General features: G+C 72.8%; 16 protein-coding genes. 1 reads left to right on the top strand and 15 read right to left on the bottom strand.

All coding sequences use genetic code 11. The features are described from left to right. Nucleotides 1-35: 35 nt before the first annotated feature. From secG to uvrC, 9 genes are all read right to left on the bottom strand, one after another. Entirely contained in the window at nt 36-272 is a 237-nt protein-coding gene (gene secG, locus BUE45_RS21470) for a preprotein translocase subunit SecG (protein WP_073381180.1), read from the bottom strand. A gap of 283 nt (nt 273-555) precedes the next feature. Next, the gene (gene tpiA / locus BUE45_RS21475) at nt 556-1,335 is read right to left on the bottom strand and encodes a triose-phosphate isomerase (protein WP_073381181.1); all 780 of its coding nucleotides are present in this window, start codon (nt 1,333-1,335) and stop codon (nt 556-558) included. 34 nt (nt 1,336-1,369) lie between these two features. Then, a complete protein-coding gene (locus tag BUE45_RS21480; RefSeq protein ID WP_073381182.1) occupies nt 1,370-2,554 on the bottom strand; it encodes a phosphoglycerate kinase in 1,185 nt (394 codons plus the stop codon). Between the two features lie 147 nt (nt 2,555-2,701). Beyond that, a complete protein-coding gene (gene gap / locus BUE45_RS21485) occupies nt 2,702-3,706 on the bottom strand; it encodes a type I glyceraldehyde-3-phosphate dehydrogenase (protein WP_073381183.1) in 1,005 nt (334 codons plus the stop codon). A 330-nt stretch (nt 3,707-4,036) separates the two neighbouring features. After that, nucleotides 4,037-5,017 (bottom strand): DNA-binding protein WhiA, encoded by a 981-nt coding sequence (gene whiA / locus BUE45_RS21490; protein ID WP_073381184.1) that lies wholly within the window; start codon nt 5,015-5,017, stop codon nt 4,037-4,039. A 201-nt stretch (nt 5,018-5,218) separates the two neighbouring features. After that, nucleotides 5,219-5,602, bottom strand: coding sequence for a DUF488 domain-containing protein (locus BUE45_RS21495; protein WP_073381185.1), 384 nt, complete (start codon nt 5,600-5,602; stop codon nt 5,219-5,221). A 38-nt stretch (nt 5,603-5,640) separates the two neighbouring features. Further along, nucleotides 5,641-6,615, bottom strand: a complete 975-nt coding sequence (locus BUE45_RS21500; protein WP_178378608.1) for a gluconeogenesis factor YvcK family protein — start codon at nt 6,613-6,615, stop codon at nt 5,641-5,643. Between the two features lie 253 nt (nt 6,616-6,868). Further along, the gene (rapZ, locus tag BUE45_RS21505; protein ID WP_073381186.1) at nt 6,869-7,753 is read right to left on the bottom strand and encodes an RNase adapter RapZ; all 885 of its coding nucleotides are present in this window, start codon (nt 7,751-7,753) and stop codon (nt 6,869-6,871) included. Then, a complete protein-coding gene (gene uvrC, locus BUE45_RS21510) occupies nt 7,750-9,783 on the bottom strand; it encodes an excinuclease ABC subunit UvrC (protein WP_073381187.1) in 2,034 nt (677 codons plus the stop codon). The genes rapZ and uvrC overlap by 4 nt, the downstream gene beginning before the upstream one ends. Before the next feature lie 187 nt (nt 9,784-9,970). Here uvrC and BUE45_RS21515 point away from each other — a divergent pair, with 187 nt between their 5' ends. After that, nucleotides 9,971-11,107 carry a mechanosensitive ion channel family protein gene (locus BUE45_RS21515; RefSeq protein WP_073381188.1) on the top strand — a complete coding sequence of 379 codons (1,137 nt, stop codon included), beginning with the start codon at nt 9,971-9,973 and terminating at the stop codon, nt 11,105-11,107. Nucleotides 11,108-11,169: 62 nt separating this feature from the next. Here the strand turns inward: BUE45_RS21515 and BUE45_RS21520 are convergent, their stop codons facing one another. The 6 genes from BUE45_RS21520 to BUE45_RS34100 form a co-directional block, all read right to left on the bottom strand. Next, entirely contained in the window at nt 11,170-11,568 is a 399-nt protein-coding gene (locus BUE45_RS21520; RefSeq protein ID WP_073381224.1) for a Rieske (2Fe-2S) protein, read from the bottom strand. A gap of 270 nt (nt 11,569-11,838) precedes the next feature. Further along, nucleotides 11,839-14,673 (bottom strand): excinuclease ABC subunit UvrA, encoded by a 2,835-nt coding sequence (gene uvrA / locus BUE45_RS21525; RefSeq protein ID WP_073381189.1) that lies wholly within the window; start codon nt 14,671-14,673, stop codon nt 11,839-11,841. A 367-nt stretch (nt 14,674-15,040) separates the two neighbouring features. Then, nucleotides 15,041-16,069: a TerC family protein gene (locus BUE45_RS21530; RefSeq protein ID WP_073381190.1), complete on the bottom strand. Its 1,029-nt coding sequence runs from the start codon at nt 16,067-16,069 to the stop codon at nt 15,041-15,043. 382 nt (nt 16,070-16,451) lie between these two features. Then, nucleotides 16,452-17,534 (bottom strand): glycosyltransferase family 4 protein, encoded by a 1,083-nt coding sequence (locus tag BUE45_RS21535; protein ID WP_073381191.1) that lies wholly within the window; start codon nt 17,532-17,534, stop codon nt 16,452-16,454. Next, on the bottom strand, nt 17,531-19,153 hold the full coding sequence (gene murJ / locus BUE45_RS21540) for a murein biosynthesis integral membrane protein MurJ (protein ID WP_073381192.1): 1,623 nt from the start codon (nt 19,151-19,153) through the stop codon (nt 17,531-17,533). Before murJ ends, BUE45_RS21535 begins: the two co-directional genes overlap by 4 nt. Nucleotides 19,154-19,163: 10 nt before the next feature. Next, on the bottom strand, nt 19,164-20,114 hold the full coding sequence (locus BUE45_RS34100; RefSeq protein ID WP_449406661.1) for a hypothetical protein: 951 nt from the start codon (nt 20,112-20,114) through the stop codon (nt 19,164-19,166). Between the last annotated feature and the right edge of the window lie 6 nt (nt 20,115-20,120).

Consider the following 20,120-nt stretch of genomic DNA (forward strand, 5'->3'; position numbering starts at 1 on the left):
ACTGTGGAGGGTGAGCCCCCGCGCTGGGCCGCGGGTCACATTCCCCGGTTGATCAGCAGGCCCAGGACCACGCCGGCGATGATCCAGACGACGGCCACGACGATGGTCATGCGGTCGAGGTTGCGCTCGACCACCGACGATCCACCGAGCGAGGAGGTGACACCGCCGCCGAACATGTCGGAGAGGCCGCCGCCCTTGCCCTTGTGCAGCAGCACCAGGAGGACCAGCAGCACGCTGAGAAGCATCACGAAGATGGACAGACCGAGGATCACACGCTCACCCGTAGCTCGACCCCGCAGCGGGGGAATGGACACCTCGATCCCCCGCTTCCCTCCCGTCCCGTCGGCGCCGTCGCGGCGCCGGCCCGGTTCAGGGGGAGGAGGAGATCGGGGACGATTTCGGATTTTACCGTGTCCTGAGCGACACGGGCGGGGAAACGGCGAGGGACGCAGGAACCCCACAGCGAAGTGTAGCCCGACCAGGGGACCCGTCGGGCGCCCCGCCCGTCACCGTTGCACAACGGAGTGCGACCGCGCCGGGCGGGGAGGGAGGGGGTCAGCCGTTCTCGGAGAACCGGATGACCTTGACGAACTCCTCGGCCTTCAGGCAGGCGCCGCCCACCAGGGCGCCGTCCACGTCCTTCTCCGCCATGATGCCGGGGGCGTTGTCGCCCTTGACCGAGCCGCCGTAGAGCACGCGCACCTTGTCGGCGACGTCGGAGGAGTACAGCTCGGCCAGGCGTCCGCGGATCGCCGAGCACACCTCCTGGGCGTCGGCCGGGGTGGCGACCTCGCCGGTGCCGATGGCCCACACCGGCTCGTAGGCGATCACGAGGCGCTCGGCCTGCTCGACCGGGATCTCCTTGAGTGCGCCGTCCAGCTGGGACAGCACGTGCCCGACCTGCTCGCCGGCCTTGCGGACGTCCAGGCCCTCGCCCACGCACAGCAGCGGCACGATGTCGTTCTTGAACGCGGCCTTGACCTTGGCGTTGACCAGCGCGTCGTCCTCGTTGTGGTACTCGCGGCGCTCGGAGTGGCCCACCAGCACGTAGGCGCAGTCCAGCTTGGCCAGCATGGAGCCGGAGATCTCACCGGTGTAGGCGCCCTTGTCGTGCGCGGAGATGTCCTGGGCGCCGTAGCCGATGCGCAGCTTGTCGCCGTCCACCAGCGTCTGAACGCTGCGGATGTCGGTGAACGGGGGCAGGACGACGACCTCGACGGACTCGTAGTCCTTGTCCTCCAGGGAGAACGCCAGCTTCTGGACGAGCGCGATGGCCTCCAGGTGGTTGTTGTTCATCTTCCAGTTGCCCGCGATGAGCGGCTGCCTCTGGGTCATGGGGGTCCTTCCTCGAAAGTCTCGGGGTCTCGTGTCAGCGCAGGGCGTCGATGCCGGGGAGGTCCTTGCCCTCCAGGTACTCCAGGCTGGCACCGCCGCCGGTGGAGATGTGGCCGAAGGCCGCCTCGTCGAAGCCGAGGGCGCGCACGGCCGCGGCCGAGTCGCCGCCGCCGACCACGGTGAAGGCGTCGGAGTCGATGAGGGCCGCGGCCAGGGCGCGGGTGCCCCCGGCGTACGGCTCCATCTCGAACACGCCCATGGGGCCGTTCCAGAACACGGTCCTGGCGTCGGCGAGCTTCTCCGCGAACAGGGCGCGGCTGCGGGGGCCGATGTCCAGGCCCATGCGGTCGGCCGGGATGGCGTCCACGCCGACGTCGGCGTGCGCGGCGTCGGCGGCGAACTTCTCGGCCGCCACGACGTCCACCGGCAGGACGATCTCCACGCCCTCGCGCTCGGCCCGCTCCAGGTAGCCCCGGACGGTGTCGAGCTGGTCGGTCTCCAGCAGGCTGGTGCCGACCTCGTGGCCCTGGGCCTTGAGGAAGGTGAAGACCATGCCGCCGCCGATGAGGATGCGGTCGGCGGTGCCCAGGAGGTTGTCGATGACGCCGAGCTTGTCGGAGACCTTGGAGCCGCCCAGGACCACGGCGTAGGGGCGCTGCGGGTCCGTGGTGAGCTTCTTGAGGACCTCGACCTCGGTGAGCACCAGGCCGCCGACGGCGTGCGGGAGCCTGCCGGGCAGGTCGTAGACGCTGGCGTGCCTGCGGTGCACGGCGCCGAACGCGTCGCCCACGTACAGGTCGGCCAGCTGCGCGAACCGGTCGGCCAGCTCGCCGCGCTCGGCGTCGTCCTTGCTGGTCTCCCCGGGCTCGAAGCGCACGTTCTCCAGCAGCGCCACGGCGCCGTCGGCCAGGCCGGCGGAGACGGCGCGGGCGGACTCGCCCGCGGTGTCGGCGGCGAAGGTCACCTCGGTGCCGAGCAGCTCGCCCAGGCGGGCCGCCACCGGGCGCAGGGAGTAGCGGGGGTCCGGGGCGCCCTTGGGGCGGCCCAGGTGGGCGGCGACGATGACGCGGGCACCGCGCCCGCGAAGCGCCTCGATGGTCGGCAGGGCCGCACGGATGCGCCCGTCGTCGGTGATCCGGTCGCCGTCCAGGGGCACGTTCAGGTCGGCCCGGACGAACACGCGCTTGCCGGAGACGTCGAGGTCGTCGATCGTCCGCATGCTGGTCTCCTCGTCACGAATATCGGGTCTTGCCGCCCCTGCTCGCAGGGGCCGGGAGAGGGGCGCGCCCACGACGGCACCCCTCCGCGCGCAGTGCGGGCGGAGGGGTGCCGTGTCACGCGCCGGGGGCCGCGGGGGCCGGGCGCCCTACAGGCCGGTGCCGGCCAGCTTGGCCAGGTCGACCAGGCGGTTGGAGTAGCCCCACTCGTTGTCGTACCAGCCGACGATCTTGACCTGCTTGCCGAAGGCCATGGTCAGGCTGGAGTCGAAGGTGCAGGAGGGCGAGGTGCCGACGATGTCGGAGGAGACGATCGGGTCCTCGGTGTAGACCAGCACGTCCTTGAGCGGCCCCTCGGCGGCGGCCTTGAACGCGGCGTTGACCTCTTCGGTGGTGACCTCGCGGCCCAGGGTGACGACGAGGTCGGTGACGGAGCCGTCCGGCACGGGGACGCGCATGGCCATGCCGTCCAGCTTGCCCTTGAGCTCGGGGATGACCAGGGCGGTGGCCTTGGCGGCACCGGTGGTGGTCGGGATGATGTTCTGCGCGGCGGCACGGGCCCGGCGCAGGTCCGAGTGCGGGAAGTCCAGGATGACCTGGTCGTTGGTGTACGCGTGGACCGTGGTCATCAGGCCCTGCTCGATGCCGAAGGCGTCCAGGAGGACCTTCGCCATCGGCGCCACACAGTTGGTGGTGCAGGAGGCGTTGGAGATGACGTGGTGGTTGGCCGCGTCGTACTTGTCGTCGTTGACGCCCATGACGACGGTGATGTCCTCGCCCTTGGCCGGGGCGGAGATGATGACCTTCTTGGCGCCGGCGGCCAGGTGCTTCTTGGCGTCCTCGGCCTTGGTGAAGCGGCCGGTCGACTCGATGACGACGTCGACGTTCAGCTCGCCCCAGGGCAGCTGCGCCGGGTCCCGCTGGGCCAGGACCTTGATGGTCTTGTCGCCGACGCGGATGGAGTCCTCGCCCACCGTGACGTCGCCCTCGAGGGTGCCGAGCACGGTGTCGTACTTGAGCAGGTGCGCGAGCGTCTTGGTGTCGGTGAGGTCGTTGACCGCGACGATTTCGATGTCGCTGCCGCCAGCGGCGACCGCGCGCCAGAAATTGCGGCCGATGCGGCCGAAGCCGTTGACGCCTACACGGATGGTCACGGAACCAATCCCCTCATATATCGCACTTCAATTACACCCGGCATTGCCGACCGGCTCTCGCCCGGACCGCGGAGTACACCGCACGAACGGCTGTGAACAGGTGTTACGCCGCATCGGGTGTTCACAAAGAGCCTAGCGGAGGGCACGCGGGGGCCGGTTGCCGACCCATGCCGAGCGCACTCCGAACGACTCGCGGATTCGCGACCATCCTGACATCGGAAAGCGAAGAGGTCTATACCATTTGCCGAAGTTATCGGCTACTTCTCGCCGTTAACAAAGCCGAACATCGGCGTTACGCGCATGTCACCGCCCCGAACGCGCAGCCGCAGGTCAGGGCACCAGCATGTCCGGAGTGAGGTTCGCCTCGGTCCCCTCGATTCCCAGATCCGCCGCCCGCTTGTCCGCCATGGCCAGCAGCCTGCGGATACGTCCGGCGATGGCGTCCTTGGTCAGCGGCGGCACCGACAGCTGGCCCAGCTCCTCCAGCGACGCCTGCTTGTGCGCCAGGCGCAGCTTGCCCGCGGCCACCAGGTGCTCGGGGGCGTCCTCCCCCAGGATCTCCAGCGCCCGCTCCACCCGTGCCCCGGCCGCCACCGCCGCGCGGGCGCTGCGCCGCAGGTTGGCGTCGTCGAAGTTCGCCAGCCGGTTCGCGGTCGCCCGCACCTCCCGGCGCATCCGGCGCTCCTCCCAGGCCAGCACGCTCTGGTGGGCGCCGAGCAGGGTCAGCAGCGCGCCGATGGAGTCCCCGTCGCGCACCACGACCCGGTCCACCCCGCGCACCTCGCGGGCCTTGGCGTGCACCTTGAGCCGCCGCGCCGCGCCCACCAGCGCCAGCGCCGCCTCCGGCCCGGGGCAGGTGACCTCCAGCGACATCGACCGGCCCGGCTCGGTCAGCGAGCCGTGCGCGATGAACGCGCCCCGCCACGCCGACTCCGAGTCGCAGGACCCGCCCGCCACCACGTGCCGGGGCAGGCCGCGCACCGGGCGCCCGTTGTTGTCGACCAGACCCGTCTGCCGGGCCAGCGACTCGCCGTCCTTGATCACCCGCACCACGTACCGGTTGCCCTTGCGCAGGCCGCTCGGGGAGAGCACGACGACCTCGGACTCGTGCCCGAACACCTCGGAGATGTCCTTGCGCAGGCGCCGCGCCGCGGCCCCGGTGTCCAGCTCGGCCTCGATCACGATCCGGCCGCCCACGAGGTGGAGCCCGCCGGTGAACCGCAGGATGGTGGACACCTCCGCCTTGCGGCAGCATGGCTTCAGAATGGCCAGACGGCTCAATTCATCCTTCACCACGCCGGTCATCGCCATCGCTGCGAACCTCCCCCTTGAAACGACCCTGACCGGTGCCGCGCGCACGGGCACCGGTGGCGCCGCCGCGGCCCCGCCACGAGCGACTTTCTTCGAGGCAGACTACGTTACGAGACGCTCGGTGCCGACCCTGGGACGGCGTGTTGCCGAGACCCCCGCACCCGCGCGGGCGCAGGTCACGGCCTTCATGCCGGTGTGCGGTCAATTGCCCCCGGCCCGCCCCGACAACAGCTCCGCCAGGTGGTCCCGCAGCACCACCGCCTGGTTGTGCTCCTCGTCGCGCGCCGAATACAGCAGCGTCACCGGACCGCGGCGCGCCGCCTCCAGGATCGGCTCCAGCACCGCCCGGTTCCCGGACAGCTCCTCCCGGTACCGGCGGGCGAACTCCTCGAACCGGTCCGGGTCGTGGCCGAACCAGGAGCGCAGGTCCGCGCTGGGGCCCGCCTCCTTGACCCACCGCACGCCCTCCAGGGAGCTCTTGCGGACCCCGCGCGGCCAGATCCGGTCCACCAGGAACAGCTCGCCCGGCGGCGGCTCCCCGCGCACCTCGTCGTAGACCCGCTCCACACCGATGTCGTGACCCATGGCGCCGGTCTTCCCCGCCCGCCCCCACGGGGAACCCGTCAGTCGGCCACGATCCTCTCGAACGCCCGCGCCAGCAGCTCCGGGTCGTGCCGGGGGCTGCCGTCGCCCGCCGCCAGGTCGGCCAGCTCCAGCCGCGCGCCCAGGTCCCGCGCGGCGGCCTCCAGCGGTTCGCGGTCCTCCACCGCGCCCCGGTCGGCCAGCACCACGTCCACGCCCAGCTTGGGCGCGTGGTCGCGGAGCACCTCCAGGTAGGTCTCGGGCCGGAAGTCGTCGGTCTCCCCGCGCTGGGGCGACAGGTTGAGCGCCACCACCCTCTTGGCCCGCGTGGTCACCAGGGCGTGCGCCAGGTCCGGCACCAGCAGGTGCGGCAGGACGCTGGTGAACCAGGAGCCCGGGCCGAACACCACCCAGTCCGCCTCGCGCACCGCCTTGACCGCCTGCGGCCCCGCCGGGGGCTCCTCCGGGATCAGCGAGATCGACCGCACCCGGCCGGCCGTGCTCGCGCAGGCCACCTGGCCGCGGATCGTCGTCACCTCGCCGGGCCGCTCGGGGTCGGCGCCCACCACCTCGGCGGAGATGTCCAGCGGCACCGAGGACATCGGCAGCACCCGCCCGTGCGCGCCCAGCAGCTGCCCCACCCAGTCGAGGCCGGCCACGGAGTCGCCCAGCAGCTCCCACAGCGCCACGATGAGCAGGTTGCCCACCGCGTGGCCGTGCAGGTCGCCCTCCGAGCGGAACCGGTGCTGGAGCACCTGGCTCCAGGTGTGGCCCCACTCGTCGTCCCCGCACAGGGCCGCCAGCGCCATCCGCAGGTCCCCCGGCGGCAGCACCCCCAGCTCGCGGCGCAGCCGCCCGCTGGACCCGCCGTCGTCGGCGACCGTCACCACCGCGGTCACGTCGGTGGTCACCCGGCGCAGCGCCGACAGCGACGCGTACAGGCCGTGCCCGCCGCCCAACGCGACCACCCGGGGCGGACGCGGTCCGTCCCCGTCCGGTCCGGTGCTCTTCGCCATGGTCGTGGCCTGCCCCTCGTACCCGTGTGCAGCGGTGGGCGCACCGCCGAGGACGGCGGGTGCGACCGACGCCCCCGAACCGCCGGAGCCCCTGTCCCCACGGGGTATCGGCACCGGCGGTGACCGAGTCAATGTAAGGGAAGACGGCCCGCTTGGCGATTCGGTTCACCCGAACGGCCGGGCCGTGTCGCCCCGGGCCCCGCGCCCCGCCCGGCCGGCCCGGGGCACGGCCGGGGACGGGGCCCGGGGACCGCTACTCCCGGCCCACGTCCCGGTGCACCACGTGGACCTCCACGCCCTGGGCCCGCAGCCGCTCCGAGAACTGCTCGGCCATGGCCACGCTCCGGTGCTTGCCGCCGGTACAGCCCACCGCCAGGGTCATGTAGTGCTTTCCCTCGCGCTGGTAGCCCTCGATGGTGAGCTTGAGAACCTCGCTGTAGGCCTCCAGCATCTCCTTGGCCCCGTCCTGGGACAGCACGTAGTCGCGCACCGGCTCGTCGCGGCCGTTCATCGGCCGCAGCTCCGGGATCCAGTGGGGGTTGGGCAGGAACCGGCAGTCCAGGACGAGGTCGGCGTCGACCGGCAGCCCGTGCTTGAACCCGAAGGAGACCACGTTGGCGCGCGGGCGCGCCTCGTCGCTCTCCCCGAAGAACCCGATCACCCGGGCCTTGAGCTGGTGCACGTTGAGCTGGGAGGTGTCGATGACCAGGTCGGCCTCGCCGCGGATGGCGCGCAGGGTCTCGCGCTCGCGGGCGATGCCGTCGGTCAGCCTGCCGTCGCCCTGGAGCGGGTGGGGTCTGCGCACGCCCTCGAAGCGGCGCACCAGCGCCTCGTCGCCCGCCTCCAGGTAGAGCACCCGCGCCGTGATGTCGCGCTTGCGCAGCTCCTCCACCGTGGACAGCAGGTCCTCGGTGAACGCCAGCGACCGCACGTCCACGACCACCGCCACCCGGGGCACCGCCCCGTGGGTGCGGCCCGCCAGCTCGATCATCGTCGGCAGCAGGCCCGGCGGCAGGTTGTCCACCACGAACCAGTCCAGGTCCTCCAGGGCCCTGGCGGCCGTGCTCCGGCCCGCACCGGACATCCCGGTGACGACGACCACCTCGGGCGGCAGCTCCCCGCCCAGTTCGACCGTCATGTGTCTCCTCCCCCGTCAGTGCTGTTCGGTACCGGTGCCCCGTCGGTCTCCCGTGCCGACGGGCCCCCGGACAAGTGCTCGTGCACGGCCTCGGCCAGTTTGGGGCCGATGCCCGGCACCGCGGCGATCTCCTCCGCCGTGGCCGCCGCCAGCCGCTTGACCGACCCGAACTCCTTGATCAGGGCGGTGCGGCGGGCCGGACCCAGGCCGGGCAGCTCGTCCAGGGCGCTCCCGGTGAGCGCCTTGGCGCGCTTCTGGCGGTGGTAGGCGATGGCGAAGCGGTGCGCCTCGTCGCGCACCCGCTGGAGCAGGTACAGGCCCTCGCTGGTACGCGGCAGGATGACCGGGTCCTCGTCGTCGGGCAACCACACCTCCTCCAAGCGCTTGGCCAGACCGCACACGGCGATGTCGTCGATGCCCAACTCGTCCAGGGCACGGCGCGCGGCCTGGGCCTGGGGGCGCGCTCCGTCCACCACCACCAGGTTAGGGGGGTAGGCGAACTTCCCGGGTTTCGGCTCGTCGTCGATCGGGTGACCGTCCTGTTCCGCCGCCCCGCCGCCGGTCTCCCCCATCCGGGCGACCTCCCCGTTGCGCGCGCTCTCCTCCAGGTAGCGGCGGAACCTGCGCCGGACCACCTCGTACATGGCCGCCACGTCGTGCTGCTCGGCGCCGCCCTCGCCGCTCCCGCGCACCGAGAAGCGGCGGTACTCGGACTTGCGGGCGAGCCCGTCCTCGAACACCACCATGGACGCCACCACGTGCTCGCCCTGGAGGTTGGAGATGTCGAAGCACTCGATGCGCAGCGGCGCCTCCTCCAGCTCCAGGGCCTCCTGGAGCTCGTTGAGGGCGCGGCTGCGGGTGCTCAGGTCCCCCGCCCGGTGGGTCTTGTGCCGGGCCAGCGCCTCGCGGGCGTTCTTCTCCACGGTCTCCATCAGCGCGCGCTTGTCGCCGCGCCGGGGGACCCGCAGGTCCACCTGGGCGCCCCGGTGGTCGGCCAGCCACCCGGCGAGGGGGCCCGGATCCGCGGGTTCGTGGGAGACCAGCACCTCACGGGGCACGGCGGTGCCGGTCCCCTCGCTCTCCAGGGCGCCCTCGGCGGAGCCGTAGAGCTGGCGCAGGAACGTCGCCATGAGTTCGGCGGACCCGGCGTCGTCGACCTTGTCCACCACGTAGCCGCGCTGGCCGCGGATGCGGCCGCCGCGCACGTAGAAGATCTGCACGGCCGCCTCCAGCGGGTCCTCGGCCAGGGCGATCACGTCGCAGTCGGTGGAGTCGGGCAGCACCACCGCCTGCTTCTCCAGGGCCGCGCGCAGGGCCTCGATGTCGTCGCGCAGCCGGGCCGCGCGCTCGTACTCCATCTCCTGGGCGGCCTCCTTCATGCCGCTCTCCAGGTGGCGGATGAACCGGCCGGTGTCCCCGGCCAGGAACGAGCAGAAGTCGTCGGCCAGGGCGCGGTGGTCCGGCGGGGAGATCTTCCCGGTGCACGGTGCCGAGCACTTGCCGATGTAGCCGAGCAGGCAGGGGCGGCCGCTGGTGCGGGCGCCGCGGAACACCCCGGCCGAGCAGGTCCGCACCGGGAAGACGCGCAGCAGCAGGTCCACGGTCTCGCGGATCGCCCAGGCGTGCGAGTAGGGGCCGAAGTAGCGCACCCCCCTGCGCTTGGCCCCGCGCATGACCTGCACGCGCGGGAACTCCTCGTCGAGGGTCACCGCCAGGTAGGGGTAGCTCTTGTCGTCGCGGTACTTGACGTTGAACCGCGGGTCGTACTCCTTGATCCAGGAGTACTCCAGCTGGAGCGCCTCCACCTCGGTGCCCACGATCGTCCAGTCGACGTCGGCGGCGGTGGAGACCATCTGCTGGGTGCGCGGGTGCAGGCCCGCGAAGTCCCGGAAGTACGACGACAGGCGCGAGCGCAGGTTCTTGGCCTTGCCGACGTAGATGACCCGTCCCGCGCCGTCCCGGAACCGGTAGACCCCCGGTGAGGTCGGGATGGAACCGGGCGCGGGACGCAGGTGAGGTGTCGCAGGCATACCCCCATTCTGGTGGCTGCCGGTGACATCCGGCCACTCGTGCCCCGGCTCACCGCGACCGGTGGCCGGACGCACCCGCCCAGGACCACGATCGGGTCGCCCGAACGTCACGATCGGGTATCCGGATGCTCTAGGTTGGGCGGGTACACGACCCTTTCCGACATGAACGACAAGGGGGCCTTGCGCCGTGGACCTCGACGAATATTGGGCCTGGATCGTCCTCGGCATCGCCGTGGCCATCTCCGTGGCCCTGGTGTTCGCCGCGCGCTGGGTGCTCAAGCACAAGCTCGCCAAGGTATGGAGCATCGCCGACTACCTGGTGGTGAGGACCCGGTACTCCGGATACGCCGCCGGCGCGGTGGTGGGCGCCAACCTGGGGCTGCCCAGCGTCTCCGACGTGGGCTGGGCCACCTTCGGCACGCTCCGGCACGCGATGGTCATCCTGATGATCGCCTCGCTGACCGCCCTGGGCATCAGCCTCGCCCACGCCGTCACCGACACCATCCTGGCCCGGCTGTCCCACGCCAACGGCGACGCCGACCGCAAGGCCCGCCGCCTCCAGACGCAGATGCGGCTGCTGCGCCGGGTCGTCACCTCCGTCATCGTGGTCGTGGCGATCTCCGCGATCCTGTTCACCTTCCCGCAGGTACAGGCGCTGGGCGCGGGGCTGCTGGCCTCGGCCGGCATCATCGGCATCGTCGCCGGTGTGGCCGCGCAGTCCACCCTGGGCAACCTGTTCGCCGGCCTGCAGCTGGCGTTCAGCGACGCCCTGCGCATCGGCGACGTCGTCGTGGTCGAGGGCGAGTGGGGCCGGGTCGAGGAGCTGACCCTGGTCAACGTCACCATCAAGATCTGGGACGAGCGCCGCCTGGTGGTGCCGGTCGCGAACTTCACCACGACCAGCTTCGAGAACTGGACCAAGCACGGCACGGCGATCACCGCCAAGGTGATGATGCCGCTGGACTGGGAGGTCCCGATCGCCGAGCTGCGCGAGGAGGCGGGGCGCCTCATCACCTCCAGTGACAACTGGGACGGGCGCAGCTGGTCCTGCCAGGTGGTGGACATCACCGAGAACGGCGAGGTGATGGTGCGCGTCGTGGCCACCGCCGCCGACACCGGCGCCCAGTGGAACATCGCCTGCGAGATCCGCGAGCACCTCATCGGCTGGCTGGTCGAGCACTACCCGCAGTCGCTGCCGCGCAACCGCACCGAGGTGGTGGCCGCCGAGGAGGAGTTCGTCCGCGCCGCGGCCGCCTCGGCGGCGCTGCGGCGCTCGGAGCGCAACGGCTCCGGCGACCGCGAGGACGCCGTCGAGGACGCCTGAGCCCCCTGTACAGCCGAACGCCCCGGGACCGCGACGGTCCCGGGGCGTTCGCGCGCACGGGGTCAGTCGAGGATGATGTCGGTGCCCTCCACCGTGAGCGTGAACTCCTCCAGCGCCTCCTGCGCCGGGCCGGTGACGACCTCGCCGGTGGTGTAGTCGAACTCGCTGCCGTGGCACAGGCAGCGGATGACCCCGTCCCCCACCTCCTGGACGGTGCAGCCGCCGTGGGTGCAGGAGGCGGCGAAGGCCCGGTAGTCACCGCTCTCGGGCTGGGTGACGACCAGCTTGCTGTGGCTGAAGACGGTCCCGCCGCCCTCGGGGACGTCGGTGGTCTGGCCGACCACCTGGCCCCGCCGGACGTCCTGCGGCTTGGGGGGCTCCCCGCCGCAGGCGCTCACCGCGGTGACGGCTCCGGCGGCGGCGACCGCCCCGGCCGTCCCGAACAGGCGGCGCCTGCTCACCCCGCACCCGCACGTCTTCTCGACCGCCACGACCCAACGCTCCTCACCAGCACGTCCAAACCTACGACGCACTGTAGTAGGCGCCGTGGAGTGCTTCGATCCGGGTCCGCCCGAAGCCGCCGCCGACGGCTGGCGCCGGGCGCCCGGCCGGCCCGGCGCCGCGAACGCGGGCCGGGACGCGGAAACGGGCCGGCCATGAGGGGCCGTACACGGCGGCGGCCCGCCCCGGGGAACAGGCCCGGGGGCGGGCCGGCCGCGCGCGGTCGCGGCTCAGAGCATCTTGGCCAGGAACCGCCCGGTGTAGGAGTCGGCGACCGCCGCGACCTCCTCCGGGGTGCCCTGGGCGATCACCGTGCCGCCGCCGGAGCCGCCCTCGGGGCCCATGTCGATGAGGTGGTCGGCCGTCTTGATGACGTCCAGGTTGTGCTCGATGACGATCACCGTGTTGCCGGAGTCCGCCAGCCGGTCGAGCACGCCCAGCAGCTTGCGGATGTCCTCGAAGTGCAGGCCGGTGGTGGGCTCGTCCAGCACGTACACGGTGCGCCCGGTGGAGCGGCGCTGCAGCTCGGCGGCGAGCTTGACCCGCTGCGCCTCCCCGCCCGAGAGCGTCGTGGCGGGCTGGCCCAGGCGCACGTACCCCAGCCCCACGTCGGTGAGGGTCTGCAGGTGGCGGCGGATCGCGTTGACCGGCTCGAAGAACTCCAGCGCCTCCGAGATCGGCATGTCCAGGACCTCGGAGATGCTCTTGCCCTTGTACTTGACCTGGAGCGTCTCCCGGTTGTACCGGGCGCCGTGGCACACCTCGCAGGGGACGTAGACGTCCGGCAGGAACTGCATCTCGATCTTGAGCGTGCCGTCGCCGGAGCAGGCCTCGCAGCGCCCGCCCTTGACGTTGAACGAGAACCGGCCCGGCTGGTAGCCGCGCGTCTTGGCGTCGGTGGTCTGCGCGAACAGCTTGCGGATGTGGTCGAACACGCCCGAGTAGGTGGCCGGGTTGGAGCGCGGGGTGCGCCCGATCGGGCTCTGGTCGACGTGGACGACCTTGTCGACCTTGTTGAGGCCGTTGACCCGCAGGTGGCGGCCGGGCACGTCGCGCGCCCCGTTGAGCTCCTTGGCCAGCGCCTTGTACAGGATCTCGTTGACCAGGGTGGACTTGCCCGAGCCCGACACCCCGGTGACGGCGGTGAACACCCCGAGCGGGAACGCGACGTCGACGTCGTGCAGGTTGTTCTCGCGGGCGCCCCGGACGACCAGCTCGTGCCCCCGGGTCAGCGGCCGGCGCACCGAGGGGACCTCGATGCCGCGGCGCCCGGCCAGGTAGTCGCCGGTGAGCGACTCCTCGTTGGTGAGCAGCTCGTCGACGATGCCCGACACCACGACGTGGCCCCCGTGCTCGCCCGCGCCGGGGCCGATGTCGACCACCCAGTCGGCGGCGCGGATGGTGTCCTCGTCGTGCTCGACGACGATGAGGGTGTTGCCGATGTCGCGCAGCCGCTGGAGGGTCTCCAGCAGGCGGGCGTTGTCGCGCTGGTGCAGGCCGATGGACGGCTCGTCCAGGACGTAGAGCACGCCCACCAGGCCCGAGCCGATCTGGGTGGCCAGCCGGATGCGCTGGGCCTCGCCGCCCGAGAGCGACCCCGAGGAGCGGGCCAGGGTGAGGTAGTCCAGGCCCACGTCGAGCAGGAAGCCCAGCCGCGCGTTGATCTCCTTGAGGACCTGGGCGGCGATGACCATGTCCCGGTCCGAGAGGCTCAGGTCGGCCAGGAAGCGGGCGCTGTCGGCCAGCGACATCGACGCCACCTCGGCGATCGACCGCCCGCCCACGGTCACGGCGAGCACCACCGGGCGCAGCCGGGTGCCCTCGCAGGCCGGGCAGGGCACGGTGCGCATGTAGCCTTCCAGGCGCTCGCGGCCGTAGTCGCTCTCGGTCTCGGTGTAGCGGCGCTTGACCCAGGGGATGACGCCCTCGAAGTCGGTGTAGTAGGAGCGCTCGCGGTTGTACCGGGTGCGGTAGCTGACGTGGACCTGGGTCTCGTGCCCCTCCAGGATCGCCTTGCGGGCGCGCTTGGGCAGCTTCTCCCAGGAGGTGTCCAGGCCGAAGCCGATCGCCTCGCCCAGGGCGACCAGCAGCCGCTCCCAGTACCCGCCGTTCTGCCCGCCCGACCAGGGGGCCAGGGCGCCCTCGGCCAGCGACTTCTCCGGGTCGGGGACGATCAGCTCCGGGTCGACCTCCATGCGGGTGCCCAGGCCGGAGCAGTCCGGGCAGGCGCCGTAGGGGGCGTTGAAGGAGAAGGAGCGCGGCTCCAGCTGCTCGAAGGAGAGGTCGTCGTAGGGGCAGTACAGGTGCTCGGAGAACACCTTCTCGCGCTCGGGGTCGTCCTCGGGCAGGTCGACGAAGTCCAGCACGATGGTGCCGCCGGCCAGCTTGAGCGCGGTCTCCACCGAGTCGGTCAGCCGCCCGCGGGAGCCCTCCTTGACGGAGAGCCGGTCCACGATCACCGCGATGTCGTGCTTGTCGTAGCGCCCGAGCTTGGGCGGCTCGTCCAGGCGCACCGACGCGCCGTCCACGACGGCGCGGGTGTACCCCTTGGACTGCAGGTCCTTGAAGAGTTCGAGGTACTCGCCCTTGCGGCCGCGCACGACCGGGGCCAGCACCTGGAAGCGGGTGCCCTCGGTCATCTCCAGGACCCGGTCGACGATCTGCTGCGGGCTCTGCCGGGAGATCTCCCGGCGGCACTCGGGGCAGTGGGGGACGCCGACGCGGGCCCACAGCAGCCGCAGGTAGTCGTACACCTCGGTGATGGTGCCGACGGTGGAGCGCGGGTTGCGGCTGGTGGACTTCTGGTCGATGGACACCGCCGGGGACAGGCCCTCGATGAAGTCCACGTCGGGCTTGTCCATCTGCCCCAGGAACTGGCGGGCGTACGCGGAGAGGGACTCGACGTAGCGGCGCTGGCCCTCCGCGAAGATCGTGTCGAAGGCCAGCGAGGACTTTCCCGAACCGGACAGGCCGGTGAACACGATCATGGCGTCGCGGGGAAGGTCCAGCGACACGTCCTTGAGGTTGTGCTCCCGGGCGCCCCGGACTACCAGTTGTTCGACCATCGAGTGAGACATCCTTCGGCTGTGGCGCACAGGGCACAGGCCGGGCGTCGGCCTGCCCGTGTGTGGTTCGTGGTGCGGCGGTCGAGACTCCCGGACGACCGCCCCGGCCCCGGATCCGGGCCGCTGAAGGGGGTGGGGGAGGGCCGTGGGCCCACCCCGTCCGTCAAGCCTAACGACCTCCGCCGACGGTTTCTTCCGCAACGGAGAAGTGCCGCGCCCTGACACTCCGGCGCCGACACGGGACCCACTATAGACGAACGCGTGTTCGATGGCAGGGTTTTCGCCGGACCTCCCGGGAGAACAAAGGATCCGGGGGCGGCCCCGGCGTGCGGGGCCGCCCCCGGACGGGAGCACTCGGAGGGAGGGGCTAGGAGCGGTCGCCCGCGTTGTCCCTCTCGCCCTCCTCCTCCACGGCGGGGGGCTCGTTGCGCTTGTCCGCCGCCGACTTGACGAGGCTGCCGACGATGGTGACCGCCATGACCCCGAGGATCACGGTCAGCGAGACGCCGGTGCTGATCTCGAAGACGTGGATGCCGTTCTCGTGCAGCGCGTGCAGGATCATCTTCACGCCGATGAACACCATGATGGCCGACAGGCCCCAGCTGATGTAGGCCAGGCGGTCCATCAGGCCGGCCAGCAGGAAGTACAGCTGGCGCAGGCCCAGCAGGGCGAAGGCGTTGGCGGTGAAGACGATGTAGGCGTCCTGGGTGAGGCCGAAGATCGCCGGGATCGAGTCGACCGCGAACACCAGGTCGATGACGCCGATGGCCAGGATGACCAGCAGCATCGGGGTGATGTGGCGCCGGCCCTCGATCTTCACCGTCAGGTGCGAGCCGTGGTAGTCCTGGGTGACCGGCCAGAACCGCTTGACCAGGCGCACGACCGGCGTCTGGGTGAAGTCCTTCTGCTCCTCGTCGCCCTTCACGTGGTCCCGGACGATCTTGTAGCCGGTGTAGATGAGGAAGGCGCCGAACAGGTAGAAGACCTCGCTCCAGGCGTTGATGACCTGGGCGCCGAGGACGATGAAGATACCGCGCATGATCAGCGCGATGACGATGCCGACGAGCAGCACCTCGTGCTGGTACTTCTTGGGCACCGCGAAGGAGCCCATCAGCAGGTAGAACACGAAGAGGTTGTCGACGCTCAGGCTCTTCTCGGTGACGAACCCGGCGAAGTACTCGGCACCGGCGGTCGCGCCGCCGTAGTACCAGACGCCGAAGCCGAAGAGGATGGCGATGCCGATGTAGAAGGCGGCCCACCAGGCCGCCTGCTTGACCCCGAACTCCTGGGGGCCCTTCTTCTTGCTCCACGGGTGGTCCACGATCGCCAGGTCGATGACCAGGATCGCGATCATGGCGCCGATCGTGGCGGCCCAGACCCACAAGGGTACGTTCACTGTCGTCTACTCCTCCGGTCAGTGCGCGCGGGCTGTTTGCACGCACGTCGAACTGCCGGAGGTCTCTCCCGCTCGAACCCCGAAGGGTGCGAACCGACGGTACCGGGAACACGCCCTTGTGTTCCGTGATGACGGCGCCGCCGCGACAGGGATACTCCCCTCACATGCCAGGCAAGGATACCGGCCGCACGATGTGACCGCGCACGCCCTGCCTGTGACCACGATGCCACACCGCGCCCTCTCCGTAGAAGTGGCGCGGAGGATGAATTCGAGCGACCCCGGGGACACATCATCCGCTCCCTGGAGATACTGGACGGACGAACCGGGACCCCAGGGACACAAGGTGCGAGGCGCCGGCGGTATTCCCGCCCCCCGGCGCGCCTCACCGGCCCAGCACGGATTTGTACACGTCGCAGGCCGCCGCCACCGCGTCCTCCTCGCCCGGCAGCGACCGCGCCGCCGCCCTGGACCGCTCCCGCAGGTCCGCGGCGAGCCCCGGGTCGTCCAGCACCCGCCCCACCGCCGCCGCGAACGCCGCCGGGTCGCCGGGCGGCACCATGAGCACCGTCCCCGCGTACAGGTCGGGGATGCCGCCGACCCGGGTGGCCACCACCGGCAGCCCGGCCCGCAGCGCCTCCATGATCACCAGCGAGGGCCCCTCCCACTGGCTGGTCAGGCAGAACACGTCCGCGGCCGCCAGGAGGTCGGCCACGTCGGCGCGGTGCCCGAGCATGCGCACGTCGGCCCCCAGCTCCGCCGCGGTGTCGTGCAGGGTCCCCCACAGCGGCCCGTCCCCCGCGATGGCCACGACCGGCTCCGGACGCCGGTCGGCGATCCGCGGGGCCGCCGCCAGCAGCATGTCCAGGCCCTTCTGCTCGGCCAGCCGGGCGATGGTCAGCAGCAGCGGCCGCTCGGGCAGCACCGCCAGGTCCGAGCGGGTCGCCTCGCGCCCCTTGACCGGCGGCCCCGTGTCGGGGGCGGCCACCACGGCGTGGCGGGCGTCGCGGGCGCCCGCCCGCTCCAGCCGCCGCACCAGGTCGCCCGATACCCCCAGCACCACGTCGGCGCGCAGCGCGACGATCCTCTCCAGCACCGGGTAGGCCGCCGCCCTCGGGCCGCCCACCGGGGGCGGCGCGTTGTGCGCGGTCACCACCAGCGGCCGCACCCCGGCCAGCGCGCACAGCGCCCCGGCCCGCATCCCGTGCGCGTGCACCACGTCCGCCCCCCGGAGCACCGAGCGCAGCCGCAGCACCGTCGCCGGGTCCGCGGCCGAGGGCGCCGCCCCGATCCGCACCGGCGCGTAGCGCATCCCGGCGTCCGTGAAGCCGAACTCCCTCTCGGCCGAGGCCGGGCCGACCACGGCTACCCGGTACCCCCGGCGCACCAGCCCCTCGCCCAGGGACAGCACGTGCCTGCCCGCCCCACCGGTACTGGTCCCCAGCACCAACGCGATCCTGCCGTTCACCGGCTCCCCCTCCTGCGTTCGAACACGCTCCGGACCCGATCCAGGGCCGCCCGTGCCGCCGACCGGTCGACCGCGGCGGCCACCAGGGCGAACACCACCACCGCCAGGGCGCCCGACACCAGGGCCGCCCCCACCGAGGGCCACACCCCGCCGCCCGCCAGCGCCCCGGCCACCGGGCGGCCCGCCGCCCATCCCAGCACACCGCCCGCCGCGACCGCCGCGGCCGTGCGCCCCGCCCCGGCCAGCGCCGGCGCGCCGTGCACCCTGCGCACGGCCGCCGCGCACGCCAGCGCCGCACAGGTCAGCCCCAGCGTCGTCGACCAGCCCAGCGCCGCGATCGCCCACCCCCGGGGCACCAGCGCGACCGACACCACCGAGCCCGCCATCACCAGCAGCCAGCCCGCGGTCTGGGCCGCGGCGGCGGGCCTGCCGTGGTGGGAGGCGTAGAGCGCCCGGCTGTACAGCGCCACCAGGCCGAACCCCACCACACCCGGGGCGTAGGCCGCCAGGGCGCGCGCCAGCGCCGCGGGATCCTGACGGGCGAACACCTCCGCCACCGGCAGCGCCGCCGCCGCCAGCGCGGTGCCCACCGCGGCGGTCAGCACCGCCGCCGCCCGGGCGGGTCCCGCCACCAGCTCCGCGTACGCGCCCCGGTCGCGGTCGGCGTGCGCCACCGCCAGGGCGGTGAACGCGCTGGTCGCGATCGGCACCGCGATCACCCCGTAGGGCAGGGTGAACAGGGCCCACGCGTAGGAGTACAGCACCGACGCACCCGCGCCGCCACCCCTGTTGGCCAGGGCGACCGACAGGAGCAGGCAGGCCTGCATCGCGATCAGGGGCACCAGGGAGGCCGCCGCCAGCGACCGCACCCGCCGCCCGACCCCGGGCGGGAAGGCCAGCCGCGGGCGCCAGCGCAGCCCCAGCCGTACCGCGGGCCCCAGCACCGTCAGGAACAGGGCGAGCACCCCGGCCGTGGTGCCCAGCGACAGCACCAGCTCGGCCCCCGCCGAGAGCCCGTCCGGGTCGTCGCGGTGGGCGCCGCCCAGCGGCACGAACAGCAGGTAGGAGCAGATCACCACCACGCTCGACACCAGCGGCGCCACCGCCGGGGACAGGTACGCACGGTGGGACTGCAGCACCCCGTACAGCACCGCCGCCAGCCCGTAGAACACCACCTGCGGGGCGAACACCAGGAGCATCCGCACCGACAGCTCCGCGAGCGCCCGGGGGTCGCAGCCCGCGCCCGGGCCCAGCATCAGCGCCATCAGGTGGGGGGCGGCCAGCGCGATCAGCCCGGCCAGCGGCACCGACAGCAGCAGCACCCAGGTGAGCAGCGCCGAGGCGGTGCGCTCCACGCCCTCCCGCTCGCCCCGCTCCGCGGCGGCGGCCAGCACCGGCACCACCACCGCGGTCAGCGCCCCGCCGATGACGATCTCGAACAGTACCGCGGGCAGCTGGTTGGCGGTGATGTAGGCGGTGCCCAGGCAGGTGTCCCCCACCGTCTGGGAGAAGACCACCGTGCGCCCGAACCCGGCCACCCGGGCGCCCACGGTGACCACGGCGATGAGCAGCGCGGCCCGGCCGACCCCGTGTGTCACCCCGGCGGCGATACGGGACACCCCGGGCCCCTCACGCGCACCGCCCCCAGCGGTCCAAGGCCCGCAGCGGCGGCACCCGGTCGATGACGGCGGAGAAGCTCGTGACCTCGCTGGCCAGCGTCAGGGCGACCACCCCGCCCAGCAGCGCCAGCCGCACCCGCCGGGGGGCGCGGGCCGCGGCGGCGGCGCACAGCGCCGCGCCCAGGGCGTTGGCGCCCGCGTCGCCGAGCATGGAGCGCTCGGCCAGGTCGTCGGGGAGCAGCGCGGCGCAGGCGCCGACGGTGGGCGCCAGCAGCGGGGCCGCCGGGGAGGCCAGGCCCGGCAGCGCGGCCAGCAGCCCGACCTTGACGGCGCGGCCCGGGCGCAGGTCGAACAGGTTGACCAGGTTGGCCCCGGCGGCGATGAGCGCCCCGTCCACCAGGGTGTCCAGCGGGCCGCGCCGCAGCAGGGCGGCGGCGGCCAGCCCGGTCGCGCCGATGCCCGCCATCTTCACCGCCCCGGTGGTCACCCGGCCCCGGGCCAGGGCACCGAGGTGGCCGCGCAGGCCGCGGGACCCGGCCGAGCCGGCGAGGTCGTCGTAGGCGCCGAACCCCGCGGCCCCGGCGGCGGCCAGCGCCGTGGCCGCCCGCGCACGCGGGTCCGGGCCGGGGGTGAGCAGGCTCGCCGCGCACACCCCGTAGGCCAGCGCGGGGCCCTCCTGGAGGGTCACCCGGCGGCCGCGGAAGTTGGTGCGCCACCACGCCCCCGCCCGCGAGGGGTCCGACACCGGCGCGGGGGCGGGATCCGCCGTGTCCCGGGGGCCGGACGCGTCCGGGTCCGGGTCGGGATCCGGGGGCGGCGCGGGGGCGCCGGAACCGCGCGGGGGACCGAAGAGCAGGTCGGCCGCGCCGGTGGCGGCCCGGCCCCGTGCGCCCGCGGAGCCCGGGCCGGCGGCGCCGCACGCGGCGGGGGCGCCGGGGCCGCCGGCGGCCCCGAAGAGCAGGTCGGC

Source organism: Nocardiopsis flavescens (genome assembly GCF_900141985.1).
GTDB lineage: Bacteria > Actinomycetota > Actinomycetes > Streptosporangiales > Streptosporangiaceae > Nocardiopsis > Nocardiopsis flavescens.

Bases quoted from the DNA above. Each gene is read 5' to 3' on its own strand.
- tpiA (WP_073381181.1), bottom strand. From the start codon at position 1,335: ATGACCCAGAGGCAGCCGCTCATCGCGGGCAACTGGAAGATGAACAAC.
- BUE45_RS21480 (WP_073381182.1), bottom strand. From the start codon at position 2,554: ATGCGGACGATCGACGACCTCGACGTCTCCGGCAAGCGCGTGTTCGTC.
- whiA (WP_073381184.1), bottom strand. From the start codon at position 5,017: ATGGCGATGACCGGCGTGGTGAAGGATGAATTGAGCCGTCTGGCCATT.
- BUE45_RS21495 (WP_073381185.1), bottom strand. From the start codon at position 5,602: ATGGGTCACGACATCGGTGTGGAGCGGGTCTACGACGAGGTGCGCGGG.
- BUE45_RS21500 (WP_178378608.1), bottom strand. From the start codon at position 6,615: ATGGCGAAGAGCACCGGACCGGACGGGGACGGACCGCGTCCGCCCCGG.
- rapZ (WP_073381186.1), bottom strand. From the start codon at position 7,753: ATGACGGTCGAACTGGGCGGGGAGCTGCCGCCCGAGGTGGTCGTCGTC.
- uvrC (WP_073381187.1), bottom strand. From the start codon at position 9,783: ATGCCTGCGACACCTCACCTGCGTCCCGCGCCCGGTTCCATCCCGACC.
- uvrA (WP_073381189.1), bottom strand. From the start codon at position 14,673: ATGGTCGAACAACTGGTAGTCCGGGGCGCCCGGGAGCACAACCTCAAG.